We start from the raw sequence: 17,011 nt of genomic DNA, 5'->3' as shown, positions 1-17,011 counted from the left end.
CGCAGCCCCTTTCCGGCCCCGTGCGTCCCGGGCCACCCCGCCCCCGGACCGGCCCTCCCCGGACCGGCCGGCAACGGCTCAGCGCGGGGCGACCGACGCCGGGTCGAGGTCGAGCGCGACGTCGAGGATCGGCGAGGAGTGCGTCAACGCGCCGACCGACAGGTAGTCCACACCCGTGAGAGCGACCTCGCGCGCCCGGTCGAGCGTGAGGTTGCCCGTGGCCTCCAGGTCGACGTGCCCGGTCGTGGCCTCGCGTGCCCGCACCCGCGCGACGGTGGCCGCGAGCGTGGTGGTGTCCATGTTGTCGAGCAGCAGGAAGTCGGCGCCGGCGTCGAGCGCCTCGTCGGCCTGCTCGGCGCGGTCGACCTCGACCTGCACGGCGACGTCCGCGAAGCGCTCGCGCACGGCGCGCACGGCCGCCGCGACGGACCCGGCGGCCACGACGTGGTTGTCCTTGACCATCGCGACGTCGAACAGCCCCATGCGCTTGTTGGTGCCGCCGCCGCAGCGCACCGCGTACTTCTCGAGCGCGCGCAGGCCGGGGGTCGTCTTGCGGGTGTCGAGCACCTGGGCGCCCGTGCCGACGAGCGCCTGCGCCCAGCGGTGCGTGTGCGTGGCGACGCCCGAGGCGCGCGAGACGAGGTTGAGCAGCGTGCGCTCGGCGACCAGCAGGACGTGCGTGGGCCCCTCGATCGTCGCCAGGGCGGTGCCGGCGTCGACGACGGCGCCGTCGTGCACGTGCCACGTGACCGACGCGCGCGGCAGGCCGAGCCGGTCGGCGACCTGGTCGAGCACCTCGGGGACGACGACGAGCCCGGCGACGACGCCTGCGTCGCGCGCCACGACGTCCGCCCTCCCGTGCGCGTCGGCGGCCACGGTGGCCTGCGTCGTCACGTCACGCCCCGGGGCGGGGCCCAGGTCCTCGTCGAGCGCGACGGCGACGAGCCGGGAGACCGCGAACGGCTCGGGACCCGGGTCGCCGGGGAGCATCGGGAGCGTCGCCTCGCGCAGGTCGGTGTCGGCGTCGGTGAGCTGCTGCACGTCGGTCACAGGCCCCACCGTAGCGGCGCTGACGCCGCGGCCGTCACCGCCCGGGCACGCGAGAGCCCCGCCGACCCTCGGGGGGGAAAGGTCGGCGGGGCTTCGCGGGCCGGGGTGAGGTGACGTGTCACCCCGGCCCGCTGCTGCAGGTCAGCGCCGCAGCAGCGTCTGGCGCACCTCCAGGAAGGTCATGCCCCGGCGTCGCGCCACGACCAGCGCGGCACCGGCGGCGATGACGAGGAGCGCCAGGCCGGCCAGGCCCAGGCCCGTACCGGTGACCGCGAGGCCGCCGCCCGTGCCGGAGCCCGTGCCCACGCCCGAGCCGTTCGGGCCACCGGTGCCGGGTGCCGCCGCGACGACCGTCAGCACGGCGTCGGCCACGACCTGCCCGCCGACGGACGCGCCCAGCAGGTAGGTGCCCGCCGGTGTGCCGGCCGGCACGGTGACCGTGACGACGGCGGTGCCACCGGCTCCGACCGTGACCGTGCCGAGCAGCGTCGTCCCGGCAGGTGCCACCGCGGCACCCGCACCGCGCACGGTGCCGGTCGCGGTCACACCGGAGCCGAGCACGACCGCGACCTCGGCGCCGGGCTCGAACCCGGCGAGCGAGACCTGCAGCTTCTCACCGGCCCGCACCTGCGCCGAGCTGAGCGAGACGCTCGGCTCGACCGGTGCGGCCGTGCCCTCGACGAGCCGGCCGACGCCCCAGTGGTTCGTCGACTGGTAGCCCTGGCCGGTCGGGTCCGCCCAGTTGGTGATCCCGATGCGCGAGCCGCCCGAGGCGTCGTTGACCTGGAAGTCCAGGCCGTGGACGGTCTCGGCGCCGCCGAGGCCCTGCAGGCTGATCCGCGCCTCCACGAGGTAGCCGTCCGCCGTGCGGGACGTCGCGCTCGTGATGAGCTCGACCTGCGCGGCGTTGCCGGCCGTGACCACGTTGTCCGCGTCGACGCGCAGCTGCGCGTCGGTCGGGAGGTACCCGCCGTTCTTGTTGTTCCCGGCGTCGACGTAGATCTCGACCGAGTCCTTCTCCCACGGGCTGCTGGGCGAGAGGTCGATGACGGGGTCCGTGACCTCCATGAGGACGTACAGGTCGTCGCCCTCCCAGAGCGTGCGGACCTGCGCGGTGGCCGTCCCCGTCCCGCTGACCTGCTTGGCCGTGACGACGCCGCCGGCGCCCTCCCAGACCTCGTCGACCTCGCCGTCGACCTCGGGCGCGCCGTCCTGCGCCTGCGCGACCTCGAGGTAGGAGAGCTCCTCCAGGAGGGTCACCAGACCGGTCGACCCCTGCCGCGTCCACCCGTCGCCACCGTCGACGACCAGGTTGAACGGCAGGATGTCGCCCTGCGCGGCACCGTCGAGCGGCACGTGGATCACCGCGGCCCAGCCGCCGTCGATGTCGCTCACCACGCCGTCCACGTCGCCCGAGCCGTCGCGGGCGAAGGCGTACGTGTCCTCACCGACCTGGATCTCGACGCCGGGGGCGTCGCCCGCGACCTCGGCGAGGACCGTCAGCGTGTCGGGCGACCAGCGGAGCTGGAACGCCCCGCTCGCACCCTCGTCACCCAGCGGGTGCGGACGCAGCTGGAGCCACTCGACGGCGTCGAACGCGTCGTCGTCGAGCGGCACGCCGCCGGCGAAGGCGTCGGCCGTGGGGATCGGGGCCGGCAGGTCGAGACCCGCCGCGCCGTAGTAGGCCGGCTTGGCGCGCAGCGAGTCGTCGAACAGCAGCGGTGCGCCGTTGTCGTTGACCCAGCTGCGGCCGTCGTACAGGCCCCACACCGTCACCGAGAAGAGCGAGTCCGCCTTCTCACGGAAGAGCTCGAACGCGTCCCGGTAGTAGTAGCCCTGCTCGATGAGCTTGGCGTCGGTCACCGGGGTACCCGTGGCGACGTCGAGCTCGGTGACCGCCTGCAGGACGGGCAGCGCCTCGAACCGCTCGATGGCGGCCCGCAGGTCGGCGACCGGGCGGGTCAGGCTGACGTGGAACTGGTGGCCCACGCCGTCCAGGGGCACGCCGCGGCCGAGCAGCCGCTCGACGAGCGCGAAGTAGCGACCCTGCTTGCCGGTCTCCTCGGTGTTGTAGTCGTTGATGAACAGCTTGACGGGCCGGTCGGTGCCCGGCGCCGCGTACTCCTCGTTGAACGCCTCGTCGGCGTACCGGAACGCGAGGTCGATGAACTGCTCGCCGAGGATGTTGAACCACGCCGAGCGACGCAGCCCGTCGGGGTTGTCGGCGCCGTCGGCGACGACCTCGTTGACGACGTCCCACGCGACGAGCGGGTTCGTCTCCGACCCGAAGTCGCCGTACGTGTCGTGCAGGTTCTCCGCGATCGCGAAGATGTGCGTCCGCAGACGCTCGCGCAGGATCGCCTGGTCGTCCGCGCTGCTGGTCAGCACCGCGCCGGACTCGTCGAGGAAGAACCAGCCCGGGTTGGCCGGTGTGTCACCCGACGCGTCGGTCTGGCCGGCGTTCTGGCTGTGCCAGACCAGCACGTGGCCGTAGACCCGCAGGTCGTTCGCGGCGGCGGCGTCCATGATGGCGGTGGCCTGGGGGTCGATGCGGAAGTTGCGCTCCGCGTCGTACCAGGCGTAGGGCTTCATGTGGTTCTCGCCCGTGAGCTGGTTGAAGTGCAGGTCCGTCAGCTCGCCGGCTGCGCCCGAGAGCTCGCGCTCGTCGACCGCGACACCGAGCGGGAACGGCACGGTCTCCTGCAGCGGCGTGAGGTCCTCGACCTCCAGCGTCGGGCTCGTGATCGAGATGTCGTCGACGAGGAACGTCGAGGTGTTGCCCGGGTTGCCGCCGTCGTACGCGGTCTCGAAGTAGATCTCGAGGGCCGTCTCGTACGCGGGGATCGTGATGTTGCCCGTGACCCGCGTCCAGTCCTCGGTGACGCCCGTGATACCCAGCAGCGAGTTGTAGGTGCTCTCGCCACCGGTCTCGACGCGGCGGCTCAGCGTGAGGTCGCCGGGGGTGCCGTCGAACCGCATCCACGCCTCGAAGACGTAGGTCTGCCCGGCCGTCAGCTCGTCCGTGACGTCGAGCTGCAGGCCCTGGCCCTGGTGCAGGCGGTCGGACACCTGCGCGGCATGGCCGGACTCGTGCCCGCCCTCGACGACACCGACGGTCGCGGGACCGTCCTCCGTCGCGCGCGGCGCCCAGCCCTGCAGCGTGCCGTCCTCGAAGTCGAACTGCAGGCTCGTGCCGTCCCCCGGCGGGACCGCGTCGGGCAGTACCGCGGTGACCTGGAGGTCGTCCACGAGGTACGTGTACGGCTCGCTCGGCTCGTCCTCGCCGGGGGCCGGGGTGGACGAGAGGTGCGACGAGCCGATGTACACGGTGTGGGACTCGGAGTCGGGCGCCGTCCACGTGCCCGTGACCGTCGTCCAGTCCTCGGCGTCGATCGTCGTGTTCCCGATCCACGTGTACGCGGGCTTGGCGACGAAGCGCAGGGCGGCCGTGCCCTCGGTGCCCTCGGGCAGCTTGGCCCGCATCGAGAACGTGTAGGTGGCGCCCGCGACGGTGGTGAACGCGGGCGACTCGATGCCGCCGAAGTCCTCCCGGCGGTCCGACACCTCCAGCACGGTGTCACCGTCGACGTCGACGTGGTCGAGCTGGACGTCGCCGCTGGGGGTCCAGCTCCCCGTCGTCCCGTCGTTGAAGTCGATGTCGAACACGCTCACGGGGTCCGCTGCGGTCGCCGCGGTCCCGGTGGCCACGAGCGGTGCGAGGACGAGGGCGAGAGCCGCCACTCCCGCACCGATAGTTTCGAGCACCTTGCGGTGCCTGGGCTGACCCATTGACGCTCCCTTGCGCGCAGAAAGTCCAGATTCGCGCGGCCACCGTAAGCGGTACGTCGGGTTCCGGCCAGAGCGGACTGGACCATCGCCCAGATGGTTGCCGAATCGATATCGAAAGACTTTCGGCAATCGCTCCCACCGTGCACGGACATGACGGAGCCCCGCCGGCCGCAGGGGGGTGCGGTCGGCGGGGCTCCTGGGTGCGTGACGACGGTCCGCCTCCGTCGCCACGCTCACGCGGCGGTCAGCGCCAGACGACCACCGGCACCGCCACCAGGCTGGTCGTCGTGCCCGCCGCGTTGGACAGCTCCACCGTGTACCGGTAGGTGCCCTTCGGACGCTTCTCGAACCGCGTGCCCGCGTGCTGGGCGTTGCGGCCGTTCGGCGTCAGCGTCTGCTCGTCCACCAGGACGCCGTTCTCGTACAGCCGGTACGTGTCGGCGTTGGTGCCCCACCACATGTGCATGGACACCGTGTAGCTGCCGTCGCCGTCCCAGTTGTCGTGCACGACCACGGGCAGACCCGGGTTCGCCGCCACCACGCGCACCACCAGCGCGCGCGTCGTGGTCGAGCCGTGCTGGTTCGTCGCCACCACCTCGTACGAGTACGAGCCGTTCTGGCGGCCCGCCACCTCGAACGACGCGCGCTGGGCGCCCGGCGTCGCGTCGACGACCCGCTGCGTGGCGATCGGCGTGCCGTTCTCCAGCAGCGTGAGGGTGTGGGCGTTCTGGCCCCACCACAGCGTCGACGTCACGGTGAACTGCCCGTCGCCGTCCCAGTTGTCGTGCGACAGGACCGGTGCGGCCGGCTTGCCGGTCGCCGGGCCGGGCTCGGGCTCGCTCGACACCAGCCGGGTGACGCCCCAGCGGGACGTCGACTGGTAACCGGCACCGGTCGGGTCCGCCCAGTTGGTGATGCCGAGCCGCGACCCGTTCGACGCGTCGTTCACCTGGAAGTCCACGCCGTGGAACGTGTCGATGCCGCCCTCGTCCAACAGGTCGACCGCGAGCTCGACGACGTACCCGCCGTCGGTGCGCGCCGTCGCCGTCTGCACGCGTGCCCGCTGCGCAGCCTCGTCACCCGTGCCGAAGGACACGACGTTCTCGGCGGAGATGCGGATCTGCATGTCCTGCGGGCGGTACGAGCCGTTCTTGTGGTTGCCCGCGTCGACGTAGACCTCGACCGAGTCCTGGATCCACGGGTCGGAGCCGGTGACGTCGACGTCGGCGTCCGCGACCTCCGCGAGGACGTACAGCGTGTCCTCGGCCCACAGCGTCCGCACCTCGGCGACCGCCGTGCCCGTACCCGAGACCTGCTTGGCGGTCGTGACGGGCTCCACACCCGCCCACGCACGGTCGACCTCGCCGTCGACGACCGGCGCCGTGGTCGCCTCGCCGGTCTCGAGGTACGACAGCTCCTCGACGAGGGTCAGCGTGCCCGTGGCACCCTCGCCCGCCCAGCCCGTCACGTCGTACCCGTCGACCACCCGCACGTCGAACGCCAGGGTGCTGCCGACCGTCGCGCCGTCCAGCGGCACGTGCACGACCGCGCGCCAGCCGCCGGTCCGGTCGGCGTCGACGCCCTGTGCGTCGCCGCCACCGCCGCGCTGGTACGTCCATGTCGTGTCGCCGACCTGGACCTCCAGCGTGTCGCCGCCGCCGTCGACGTCCGCGAGCACCGTCAGGGTGTCGGGCGTCCAGCGCAGCTGGAACGCCCCGGCCTCGCCGATGTCGTGCAGCCGCAGCTGCTGCCACTCGACGGCGGACGTGGCGTCCTCGTCGAGCGCGACCTCGCCGCCGAACACCGTGGCCGTGCGGATGGGCTCGGGCAGGTCCTGGCCGGCCGCGCCGTAGTACGCCGGCTTCGCCTGCAGGTCGTCGTCGAACAGCAGCGGGGCGCCGTTGTCGTTGACCCAGCTGCGCCCGTCGTTCAGGCCCCAGACCGTGACCGAGAACAGCGAGTCCGCGTGGTCACGGAAGATGTCGAACGCGTCGCGGTAGAAGTAGCCCTGGTCGATCAGGCGGGCGTCGGTGACCGGCGTGCCGGTCGCGACGTCGAGCTCGGTGACCGCCTGGAGCACCGGCAGCGCCTCGAACCGCTCGATCGCGGCCTCGAGAGCCGAGACCGGCAGCGACAGGCTGACGTGGAACTGGTGGCCCACGCCGTCGATCGGGACGTCACGGGCGAGCAGCCGCTCGACCAGCGCGACGTACCGGTCCTGCTTGCCGGACTGCTCGGTGTTGTAGTCGTTGATGAAGAGCGTGACGGGCCGGTCGGTGCCGGGTGCCGCGTACTCCTCGTTGAACGCCTCGTCGGCGTACTGGAAGGAGAGGTCGATGAAGTCCTCGCCGAGGATGCGGAACCACTCGGAGCGACGCAGGCCGTCCGGGTTCTCCGCGCCGTCGGACACGACCTCGTTGACGACGTCCCACGCGACCAGCGGGTTCGTGTCCGAACCGAACAGGCCGTACTCGTCGGACAGCGACCTCGCGACGTCGAACACGTGCGTGCGCAGACGCTCGCGCAGGACGGCCCTGCCGGCGTCGTCGGCCGCGAGCGGCTCACCCGCCTCGTCCTGGAAGAACCACTCCGGGGTCTGGCTGTGCCACACCAGCACGTGGCCGTAGACGCGGGTGCCCGTCGCCGCGGCCGTGTCCATGACGGCCTTGGCCTCGGGGTGCAGACGGAAGTTCCTCTCCGCGTCGTACCAGGCCTCGGGCTTCATGTGGTTCTCGGCCGAGTACTGGTTGAAGTGCCGCTGCGTGAGCCTGCCCGGGTCGCCCTGGGTCTCCCGGCTGTCGATCGCGATGCCCATCGGGAACGGCACGGTGTCCTTCAGCGGCTCCAGGTCCTGGATGGCGACCGGTGCCGGGGTGCGGATCGTGACGTCGTCCACGAGGAACGTCGAGGTGTTGCCCGGGTTGCCGCTGTCCCACGCGGTCTCGAAGTAGATCTCCGCGGCCGTGTCGTACGCCGGCAGCGAGAACTTGCCGGCGACGCGCGTCCACTCCTCGGTGACGCCCGTGATGGACACGAGGTTGCCGTAGTTCGTGGTGTCACCGCTGACGGTGCGGGCGCTCAGGGTCATGTCGCCCGGCGTGCCGGCGAACCGGATCCACGCCTCGAACTCGTACGTGGTGCCCGCGGCCAGCAGGCCGGTGACGTCGTACTGCATGCCCTGGCCCTGGTGGACGCGGTCGGAGACCTGCGCGGCACGCGCCGAGTCGTGCCCACCCTCGACGGACGCCACCGTGGCGGCGCCGTCCTCGGTGGCGCGCGGGGCCCAGCCCTGCAGCGTGCCGTCCTCGAAGTCGAACGCCAACGAGACGCCGGCGGCGTCCGCGCCGCCCTGCGGGAGGGTGAACGTCCAGCCGTCGGCAAGTCGCTCGGTGACGACGGTCCTCGTCGCGGCCACGGAGGCGGCGCGGTCGCCGCCGCCGTCGTGCACGAGCACGATGCGGCCCGGCTGCATCGCGGCGCGCAGGTTGTCGGTGAGCTCCACCTCGTCCTGCGTCGCCCAGTCGTTGATCGTGTTCGACACCGCGAGCGGCTGCATGCCGAGCGCGACGGCGACGGACGCCGTCTGGCCCCACTCGCCGTTGGGCGCGCGGAAGTACGGCACGGGCGCGTTCGGGTCACCGAGCGCGTCGCGGATGATCCGCAGGTTCGCCTTGAGGTCGGTCTCGACCTGCGCCTTGGTGTACCCGCTCATGTCGGCCCAGCCGGTGCTGTGGCTGCACAGCGTGTGGCCCTCGTCGACGATCCGGCGCAGCAGGGCCGCGCCGCCCTCGGCGGTGATCTGCGAGCCGATGACGCAGAACGTCGCCGGGATGTCGTTCTCCGCGAGGAAGTCGAGCAGCGCGGGGGTGTCGGCACCCGAGGGGCCGTCGTCGAACGTCAGCGCCGCGCGGTTGGCGGCACCCTCGACCGGGCGCGCCGTGACGACCGGCGTCGTGGTCGGGTTGACCGCCCCGCCGGGGACGAAGCCGTCGAGGTCCGGCACCCAGCCGTCGCCCGCGACCGGCGGACCGACGATGGTGACGTCGTCGACGAGGAAGTCCGCGTGGACCGGTGCCCCCTCCGGGCCGGTGGCCGCAGCCTCGATGTAGAGGTCACCACCCGTGACGCCGGGCGCGCGCGTGTACGTGCCGGAGAGCTCGACCCACGCGTCGTCGGTCACGACGACACCGTCGGGGGTGATCCCGTGGTACGCCGTGGGGGTCTCCGCCACCGTGATCTTCATGGTCGTGTCGACCGACCCCGGGGCGAGCTTGACCCACGCCGAGATGTCGTACTCCCCGCCCTCGGCGAACAGCGCGTTGATCGGCGTCTGCACGCCGTGCCAGTTGGCCGTGCGACCCGAGACGAGCATGGCGCCGGCAGCCGTCCTCCCGGCGGACGGGTCGTGCGTGAGCTTGACGCCCGGCTCGACGCGGGGGACCCACGGCGAGAACCCGGTGGCGAAGTCCGAGCTCAGGACGGTGACGTCCGCGGGCGGGTCGACCGGACCCGAGCCGCCGGCGGCCCGGGTGACCTCGACGTCGTCCAGCAGGAAGTCGGGGAACGTGGCCGGCACCGCGGGCGGACCCTGGACCGGCCAGGCACCCGCCTCGACGGCGAACTTCACCGTGCTCGCGTCGACACCCGCCGGCACCGTGTACGTGCCCTCCACGACCGTCCACGCGGTGTCGCTCAGCGCCGTGGCACCGACCGGCGTGTAGGAGCCGTCGTACAGCGTGAACCGGCCGTTCGCGTTCGCGTCGGGCTCGAGGAGCTTCATCCGCGCCCGGAACGTGTACTGCACGTCGGCGGCGAGGATCCCCGTGCCGGACTGCACGGTGTGCCACGTGGCCTCGCGCCCCGTCACGCTCAGCGCCTTGCCGGCGCCCTCGTCGACGTAGCCCAGGACCGGCAGCACCTCGCTGCCGCTCGGCATCAAGTCGCCCAGCGTGCCGTCGTCGAAGCCCGCCGACACGACGGTCGTCACCGCGGGAGCCGCAGCCGGTGCCCGGGTGACCTCGACGTCGTCCAGCAGGAAGTCGGGGAACGTGGCCGGCACCGCGGGCGGACCCTGGACCGGCCAGGCACCCGCCTCGACGGCGAACTTCACCGTGCTCGCGTCGACACCCGCCGGCACCGTGTACGTGCCCTCCACGACCGTCCACGCGGTGTCGCTCAGCGCCGTGGCACCGACCGGCGTGTAGGAGCCGTCGTACAGCGTGAACCGGCCGTTCGCGTTCGCGTCGGGCTCGAGGAGCTTCATCCGCGCCCGGAACGTGTACTGCACGTCGGCGGCGAGGATCCCCGTGCCGGACTGCACGGTGTGCCACGTGGCCTCGCGCCCCGTCACGCTCAGCGCCTTGCCGGCGCCCTCGTCGACGTAGCCCAGGACCGGCAGCACCTCGCTGCCGCTCGGCATCAGGTCGCCCAGCGTGCCGTCGTCGAAGCCCGCCGACACCACCACGACGGGCGCCACCGCGGACGCGGACGACAGGGTCGTCCCGACCATCGGGGCGGCGACGAGGGCCAGGACGGCCGCACCTACTCCGATATTTTCGAGCGCTCTCCGGCGCTTACGTGTCTGCATGACGCTCCTTCGCGCACACTCCGGCGACCCCGCAGCGGGGTCAAGGGATCAAGTGTGTGGCGCAACCGCAGGTCAAGGCAGTACTGGTCACCCGTTCAGCAGAGCGACAGTCATCGGATGACTTCAGCAACTTTCGAGGATGGGAACGTGATCATCGGACTAACCCACCACGGTCGGTCCGATCTCGACCGATCCGTCCCGCTCGGAGTTCACCCCGATGCGCACGCGCCACTCGTCCGCCGTCAGCGGGAAGTCCGCGCGCGCGTGCCCGCCGCGGGACTCCTCGCGCGCGAGCGCCGCGAGCGTGAGCGCGGTGGCCACCTGGTGCACGTTCGTCGTCTCCCACTCCGCGAGCTGGGGCTCGCCCAGCGGCCGACCGTCGTCGCGCCGCTCGTGCGCGTCCGTCGGGATCGCCGTGAGCGCCGTCAGCGCGCGCCGCAGCCCGTCGGCCGTGCGCAGCACGCCCGGCCCGTCCGTCGCCGCGCGCTGCACCCGCGCGCGCGACGCCGCCGGCACCAGCGCCTGCGGCCCGGGACGCTCGCACGGCTCGACGCGCGGCAGGAACCCGCCCTCGACCCGTGCCGCCACGTCCCGCGCCGCGCGGTGCGCGAACACCAGGCCCTCGAGCAGCGAGTTCGACGCCAGCCGGTTCGCGCCGTGCACGCCCGTGCACGCCACCTCGCCCACCGCGTACAGGCCGCGGATCGACGAGCGCCCGTCGAGGTCGGTCACCACGCCACCGGAGTGGTAGTGCTGCGCCGGCGCGACCGGGACCAGGTCGTTCCCCGGGTCGATGCCGTGCTCCGCGAGGCGCTCGCAGATCGTCGGGAAGCGTCGCCGCAGGAACTCCGTGCCCAGGTGGCGCGCGTCGAGCCACACGTGGTCCGACCCCGTCGCCGCCATGCGGCGCACGATCGCGTGCGCGACGACGTCCCGCGGCGCGAGCTCGGCGAGCTCGTGCTCGTCCGGCATGAACCGCACACCGTCGGTGTCGAGCAGCAGCGCGCCCTCACCGCGCACGGCCTCGCTGACCAGCGTGAGCTGGCCCTTCACGCCCGTGCCCAGCCACAGCACCGTGGGGTGGAACTGCACGAACTCGAGGTCGCCCAGGAGGGCGCCCGCCCGCAGCGCCGCGGCGATGCCGTCTCCCGTCGCCTGCACCGGGTTGGTCGACGAGCGGTACACCTGCCCGATCCCGCCTGTCGCCAGGACGACCACCGGCGCCAGCGCCGCACCCACCCCGTCGCGCGATCCCTCGCCGATGACGTGCAGCGTCACACCCGCCACCGGGCCGGGTGCGCCACCCGGGTCCGGGGCGCCGGTCAGCACGTCGAGCACCAGCGCGTGCTCGATCACCTCGATACCCGGGTCGTCACGCACCGCCTCGATCTGCGCCACGAGCGCCCGCGAGATCTCCGCGCCCGTCGCGTCACCGCCCGCGTGCGCGATGCGGTCGGTGAGGTGACCGCCCTCGCGCGTCAGGCTGATCGCGCCGTCCGGCGTCGTGTCGAACACCGCGCCGCGCGCGACGAGCTCCCGCACCCGCCGCGGCCCCTCGGTCACCAGCGTCTCGACGGCGCGCGGGTCGCACAGCCCGCCGCCCGCCGCGAGCGTGTCCCGCAGGTGCGCCGCCGGGGAGTCCGCGGGGTCCAGCGCCGCGGCGATGCCGCCCTGCGCCCACACGGTCGACCCCGACGACAGCACGCCCTTGGTCACCAGCAGCACGCGCCCCACGCGCGTGCGCAGCTCCAGGGCCGCCGTCAGGCCCGCGATGCCCGAGCCGACGACCACCGCGTCGGCGTGCACCGTCCACCCCGGCTCGGGTGCCGCGAGGCGGGTGGCGAGACGGACGGGCGGCAGGTCGGGCAGCACGAGCACGGGGGGACCCTACTCGCGCGCCCGCCCCGGACGGCGGACGTGACCAGCGGGTGTCAGCGGGACGCGTCGAGGGCGGCGCGCGCGTCCGCCAGCGGCACGCCCGAGGCGACGAGCCCCGTGCGCTCCGTCCACTCCTCGGGCACCTGCCCCGGGTCGTCGCCCACGTCGACGGGCCGGTTGTCCGCGTCGACCAGCACGACGTGCGGCGTGTACGTGCGCGCCTCCGCGTCCGACATCGTGCCGTACGCGATGACGATGACGACGTCACCCGGGTGCACCAGGTGCGCGGCCGCGCCGTTGACGCAGACCTGCCCGCCGGCCGGCTCGCCCGCGATCGCGTACGTCGTCAGCCGCGCACCGTTGGTGACGTCGACGACGTCCACCTGCTGCCCGGGCAGGATGTCCGCGGCCTCGAGCAGGTCCGCGTCGATCGTGATCGACCCGACGTAGTGCAGGTCGGCGGCGGTGACCGTCGCGCGGTGCACCTTGCCGGTCATCATCGTGCGCTGCAGCGTCGTCACGCGGCACCTCCGTCCGTACGGTGCTGGGACGCAGCGGTCCCCGGTGCCGCGACGCCCCCGAGCGTCAGCGGCAGGTTGTCGATGAGCCGCGTCGCGCCCACGCGCGCGGCGAGCAGCAGCAGCGCCTCACCCGTGCCGGGCCCGGCCTCCTCGAGCGTCGCGGAGTCGACGAGCGCCACGTAGTCCACGGCGTCGTCGTCCGCGAGGCGCTCGCCGAGCACCGCGCGCGCGGCGGCGACCACGGCGTCCGGGCCCTCCCCCGCCTCGGCGGCCCGCCGGCCCGCGTCGAGCGCGGCGGACAGCGCGAGCGCCCGTGCCCGCTCCTCCGCGGACAGGTACGCGTTGCGGCTCGAGCGCGCCAGACCGTCGCGCTCGCGCACCGTCGGGTGCACCGCGACGTCCACCGGCACGTCGAGATCGCGGACCATGCGCCGCACCGCCACGACCTGCTGTGCGTCCTTCTGGCCGAAGACGGCCACGTCCGGCCGCGTGAGGTGCATCAGCTTGAGCACGACCGTCAGCACGCCGTCGAGGTGGCCCGGCCGTGACCGCCCCTCGAGCACCTCCCCCACGCGCCCCGCCGTGACGCGGACCGCCGGGTCGCCGTCGGGGTAGACCACGTCGACCGTCGGCGCGAACACGACGTCCTGGGCACGCAGCAGGCCCGGGCCCGACAGCAGCGCGAGGTCGCCCTCGAGGTCGCGCGGATAGCGCGCGAGGTCCTCGCTCGGGCCGAACTGCAGCGGGTTGACGAAGATCGTCACGACCACGACGTCCGCCAGCGACCGCGCGTGCTCCACCAGCGCGAGGTGGCCGGCGTGCAGCGCGCCCATGGTCATGACCACGGCTCGCCGGTACGGCCGCCGCGCACCGTCGTCCTCGGACCGCGGCAGCGTCGCGGCGTCCTGCGGGGCGAGCGCGGCCGCGAGCGCGTCGCGGTCGCGCACCAGCGCGGGGTGGATGGTGCTCATGCGTCCTCCTGCGGCGGGGTACCGCCGTCGTCGGTCGACCCGGCACCAGGGTGCGGCGGGCCGTCGTCCTCCTGCTGCAACGTCGCCGGCGGCCCGTTGATGCCCGCGAGCGCGTCGAGCACGCGCTGCACGGCGTCCGGGCCGGTGAGGCCCGCGCCGAGGGCGCGTGCCGCCGCCGCGCGTGACAGGGCACCGTAACCCGCCGCGAGGTCCACCGCACCGCTCGTGGCGCCCAGCGCCCCCAGCACGGCCAGGTGGTCGGCCACCGTGCCGGCGTCGCCGCGCCGCACAGGGCCGGTGAGGGCGGAGATCGCACCCGGGCCGTCGGTGCCGGCGGCGTCCTCGGCGCGCAGCGCTCCGTCGAGCGCGGCCTCCAGCAGGGGCCGCAGCACCCGGCCCGGCTCCCCGACGCCCGCCGCGCGCAGCGCCTGCGCCGCCTGCGCGACCAGCACCACCAGGTGGTTCGCACCGTGGGCGAGGCCCGCGTGGTAGAGGCGGCGCTGCTCCTCGGCGACGACGACGGGCTCGCCGCCGACCTCGACGACGAGCGCCTGCCCGATGGGCAGCACGGGCGCCGGCGCCGTCACGGCGAACGCGCACCCGACGAGCCGCGCCAGGTCCAGCGACGTGCCCGTGAACGTCATCGCCGGGTGCAGCGCGAGCGGGATCACACCGACCGCGCGCGCCGGCGCGAGGACGTCGGCCCCGAACCTTCCCGACGTGTGCACGGCGATCTGGCCCGCCTGCCACGCACCGGTGTCGGCCAGGCCCTGCACGAGCGGCGCCAGCGCGTCGTCCGGCACCGCGAGCAGCACGAGCTCGGCCCGCCGCACGACCTCCGGGACGTCGAGCACCGGCACGCCCGGCAGCAGCGTCGCGGCCCGCTCGCGGGACTCGGCCGACACGGCCGAGACGCCGACCACCGGGTGCCCCGCCCCGCGCAACGCGTTGCCGAGCACCGCGCCGACGCGCCCCGCGCCGACCACACCGACGCCGAGGCGCCCCGGGCGGGACGCGGGGTCGGCGCTCACGCCTGCGGCTCCCCCGGGGCGGGTGCCGACGGCTGGTGGGTGGGCACCTGGACCGGAGCGGGCGCCGGCGGCACCGGTTGCGGCGCGTCGGCGTCCACCGCGGCGTGCGTGCCCGCGACGCCCGTGCCGAGGTCCGCCGTCGCGGCGCGCATCCAGAGCTCCGGCCCGGCGACCGCGCGCGCCTGACGGGCACGCTCGGACTGCTCCTCGAGCAGGGCGGCCGCGACGTGCGCCTCGAGGTGCTGGACGCGCGGCGCCACGGGGCCCGGCGTCGAGTGCGCGACGAACGTCGCCAGACCCAGGCGACGCTGCAGCGGCCCCTGCTCCAGGCCGAGGCTCTGGGTGCGCTCGTGCGGCACGACGACGACCGTGCGCCACAGCCGGCCCGACCGCATGACCAGCGCGGTCCGCGTGACGAGCACGCCGTGACGGCGGCGGCTGAAGGGGTCGACCCAGCGGGCGCTGCGCGGCGCGGGCGTGAAGCCGCCGTCGTCGTCCCGGCCCGCGAGCGCAGCGTCGAGCGCCGCCACCGGGTCGTCGACGCCCAGGTCCGGCAGCACGAGCCACAGCGCGACCGCGGCCTCGGCGCGCGTCGCGACGGGGTGCAGCGTGGAGCCCTTCTGCGCGTCGGTCGTCGCGCCGTAGCCGGCGACGTTGATCTCGACCTGCCACCAGTCGTGGCGCCGCCACAGCGGACCCTGGGTGAGGCGCACGGCCTGCACGCGACCCGGGGGGACGGTCTGCGTGCGGGTCTCCGTCAGGCCGTGGCGCAGCCGGATGCCGTCCGGGGACGCCGCGGCGCGGAACGTCGCCCCGGAGTTGATGCGGTTCCAGACGTACCCGCCGGCGCCGAGCGCGGCCGGCACCATGACGAACAGGCCGCTGACGTCACCCACGACGATGCTGACGACCACGAGCGCACCGAACAGCGCGACGAGGAACCACGGCGGCACGGACCACAGGATCGAGCGGATGAGCCGCGGCATCGGCAGCTCGTACACCTGCCGCTCGGGGGCGGCGGCGTAGACCGGCGCCGCGACCGGGACGACAGCACCCTCCTGCGCGGGCACGCCGTCCTGCGCGGGCGGGCTGTACTGCGCGGGCCCGGTCCCGGGGGCGGCGGCCGGGACGGCCCCCGCGGACGTCGGCCCGACACCCGCCGCGAGCGCCAGGATCTGCGCACGCAGGGCGGTGGCCTCGGACTCCCGCAGGAACGCGAGCTGCACGGCCGACCCGGCACCGCCGGCGACCTCGAGGTTCAGCTGCGCGAGGCCCAGGAGGCGGGCGAGCAGCGGCTGCACGACGTCGACCGCCTGCAGGCGGTCCAGCCGCGCCTGCCGCTGCTGCCGGAACACCAGTCCCGTGCGCAGGTGCACGGCGCTGTCAGTCACCGCGTACCGCATGACGCGCCACGCCAGCGCGGAGTAGACGAACCCGACGACGCCGACGAGCACGACGGCGCCCAGGACCAGGAGCCAGGCACGGCCGGGCCCGAGCGCGTCCGCGACCTGGCGCAGCGTGTCGGACATCTGGAACCCGACGACCGCGACGAACGCGACCAGCACCTTCCAGCCGCGCAGCGCCGGCGTCACCGGGTGCAGCCGCCGCCAGTCGTAGCTCTCCTCGCCGGCGGACTCCGGCACGGGGTTCAGGGCCGTGCTCACAGGCCCGCCAGCCGGGCCTCACCGCGCGACGCGAGCCGGTCGCGCAGGCGCGCCGCCTCGGCCGGCGGCAGGCCGGGGATCGTGGCGTCCGTGCCCGGCGCCGCGGTGTGCAGCTGCACCGTCGCGATGCCGAACCGCCGCGCGAGCGGGCCCGAGCTCACGTCGACGAACTGCATGCGGCCGTAGGGCACGACGACCAGTGAGCGCAGCAGGATGCCGCGGCGGATGAGCAGGTCGTCGGCGCGCTCGGCATAGCGCAGCGCACGGACCTGGCGGTGGATCAGCAGCGCGCTCCACAGCAGCAGCAGGGCGAGCGCCCCCGGGAACGCCCAGACCCAGGCGACGCCGACGAGTGCCGCGACAGCGACCGTCGGGACCAGCAGCACCACCGCCCAGATGCCCAGCACGACCATGCGCGCCGTCGCCAGGCGGGGCGACACGGCGGTCCACTCGACGTCGTGGAGCTCGAACGGGTCGGCGCCGGGGGCCGGCGCCTCGGGGTGGGTGGTCATGGGCTCAT

At 74.1% G+C, this 17,011-nt stretch carries 9 protein-coding genes; all 9 read right to left on the bottom strand.

Annotated elements, in window-relative coordinates; translation table 11 throughout:
- Positions 1 to 78: 78 nt before the first annotated feature.
- The 9 genes from nadC to CFLA_RS03185 all read right to left on the bottom strand — a co-directional run bounded on the left by nadC (position 79) and on the right by CFLA_RS03185 (position 17,003).
- The gene (gene nadC, locus CFLA_RS03225) at positions 79 to 990 is read right to left on the bottom strand and encodes a carboxylating nicotinate-nucleotide diphosphorylase (RefSeq protein WP_043599627.1); all 912 of its coding nucleotides are present in this window, start codon (positions 988 to 990) and stop codon (positions 79 to 81) included.
- 201 nt (positions 991 to 1,191) lie between these two features.
- Positions 1,192 to 4,839: an endo-1,4-beta-xylanase gene (locus CFLA_RS03220; protein WP_013115885.1), complete on the bottom strand. Its 3,648-nt coding sequence runs from the start codon at positions 4,837 to 4,839 to the stop codon at positions 1,192 to 1,194.
- A 244-nt stretch (positions 4,840 to 5,083) separates the two neighbouring features.
- Positions 5,084 to 10,348, bottom strand: coding sequence for an endo-1,4-beta-xylanase (locus CFLA_RS18840; RefSeq protein ID WP_052302667.1), 5,265 nt, complete (start codon positions 10,346 to 10,348; stop codon positions 5,084 to 5,086).
- 237 nt (positions 10,349 to 10,585) lie between these two features.
- Entirely contained in the window at positions 10,586 to 12,304 is a 1,719-nt protein-coding gene (locus CFLA_RS03210) for an L-aspartate oxidase (protein WP_013115883.1), read from the bottom strand.
- 53 nt (positions 12,305 to 12,357) lie between these two features.
- Positions 12,358 to 12,825, bottom strand: a complete 468-nt coding sequence (panD, locus tag CFLA_RS03205; protein ID WP_013115882.1) for an aspartate 1-decarboxylase — start codon at positions 12,823 to 12,825, stop codon at positions 12,358 to 12,360.
- On the bottom strand, positions 12,822 to 13,796 hold the full coding sequence (gene panC / locus CFLA_RS03200) for a pantoate--beta-alanine ligase (RefSeq protein ID WP_013115881.1): 975 nt from the start codon (positions 13,794 to 13,796) through the stop codon (positions 12,822 to 12,824). Before panC ends, panD begins: the two co-directional genes overlap by 4 nt.
- Positions 13,793 to 14,827 (bottom strand): Rossmann-like and DUF2520 domain-containing protein, encoded by a 1,035-nt coding sequence (locus tag CFLA_RS03195; RefSeq protein WP_013115880.1) that lies wholly within the window; start codon positions 14,825 to 14,827, stop codon positions 13,793 to 13,795. Before CFLA_RS03195 ends, panC begins: the two co-directional genes overlap by 4 nt.
- Positions 14,824 to 16,491 (bottom strand): PH domain-containing protein, encoded by a 1,668-nt coding sequence (locus CFLA_RS03190; RefSeq protein ID WP_013115879.1) that lies wholly within the window; start codon positions 16,489 to 16,491, stop codon positions 14,824 to 14,826. The genes CFLA_RS03195 and CFLA_RS03190 overlap by 4 nt, the downstream gene beginning before the upstream one ends.
- Positions 16,488 to 17,003 carry a PH domain-containing protein gene (locus CFLA_RS03185; protein ID WP_013115878.1) on the bottom strand — a complete coding sequence of 172 codons (516 nt, stop codon included), beginning with the start codon at positions 17,001 to 17,003 and terminating at the stop codon, positions 16,488 to 16,490. The genes CFLA_RS03190 and CFLA_RS03185 overlap by 4 nt, the downstream gene beginning before the upstream one ends.
- Between the last annotated feature and the right edge of the window lie 8 nt (positions 17,004 to 17,011).

It is taken from the genome of Cellulomonas flavigena DSM 20109, from assembly GCF_000092865.1.
Classification (GTDB): domain Bacteria; phylum Actinomycetota; class Actinomycetes; order Actinomycetales; family Cellulomonadaceae; genus Cellulomonas; species Cellulomonas flavigena.
Note: the sequence above shows the minus strand (reverse complement) of the source record. Positions and strands in the feature narration are given on the sequence as shown.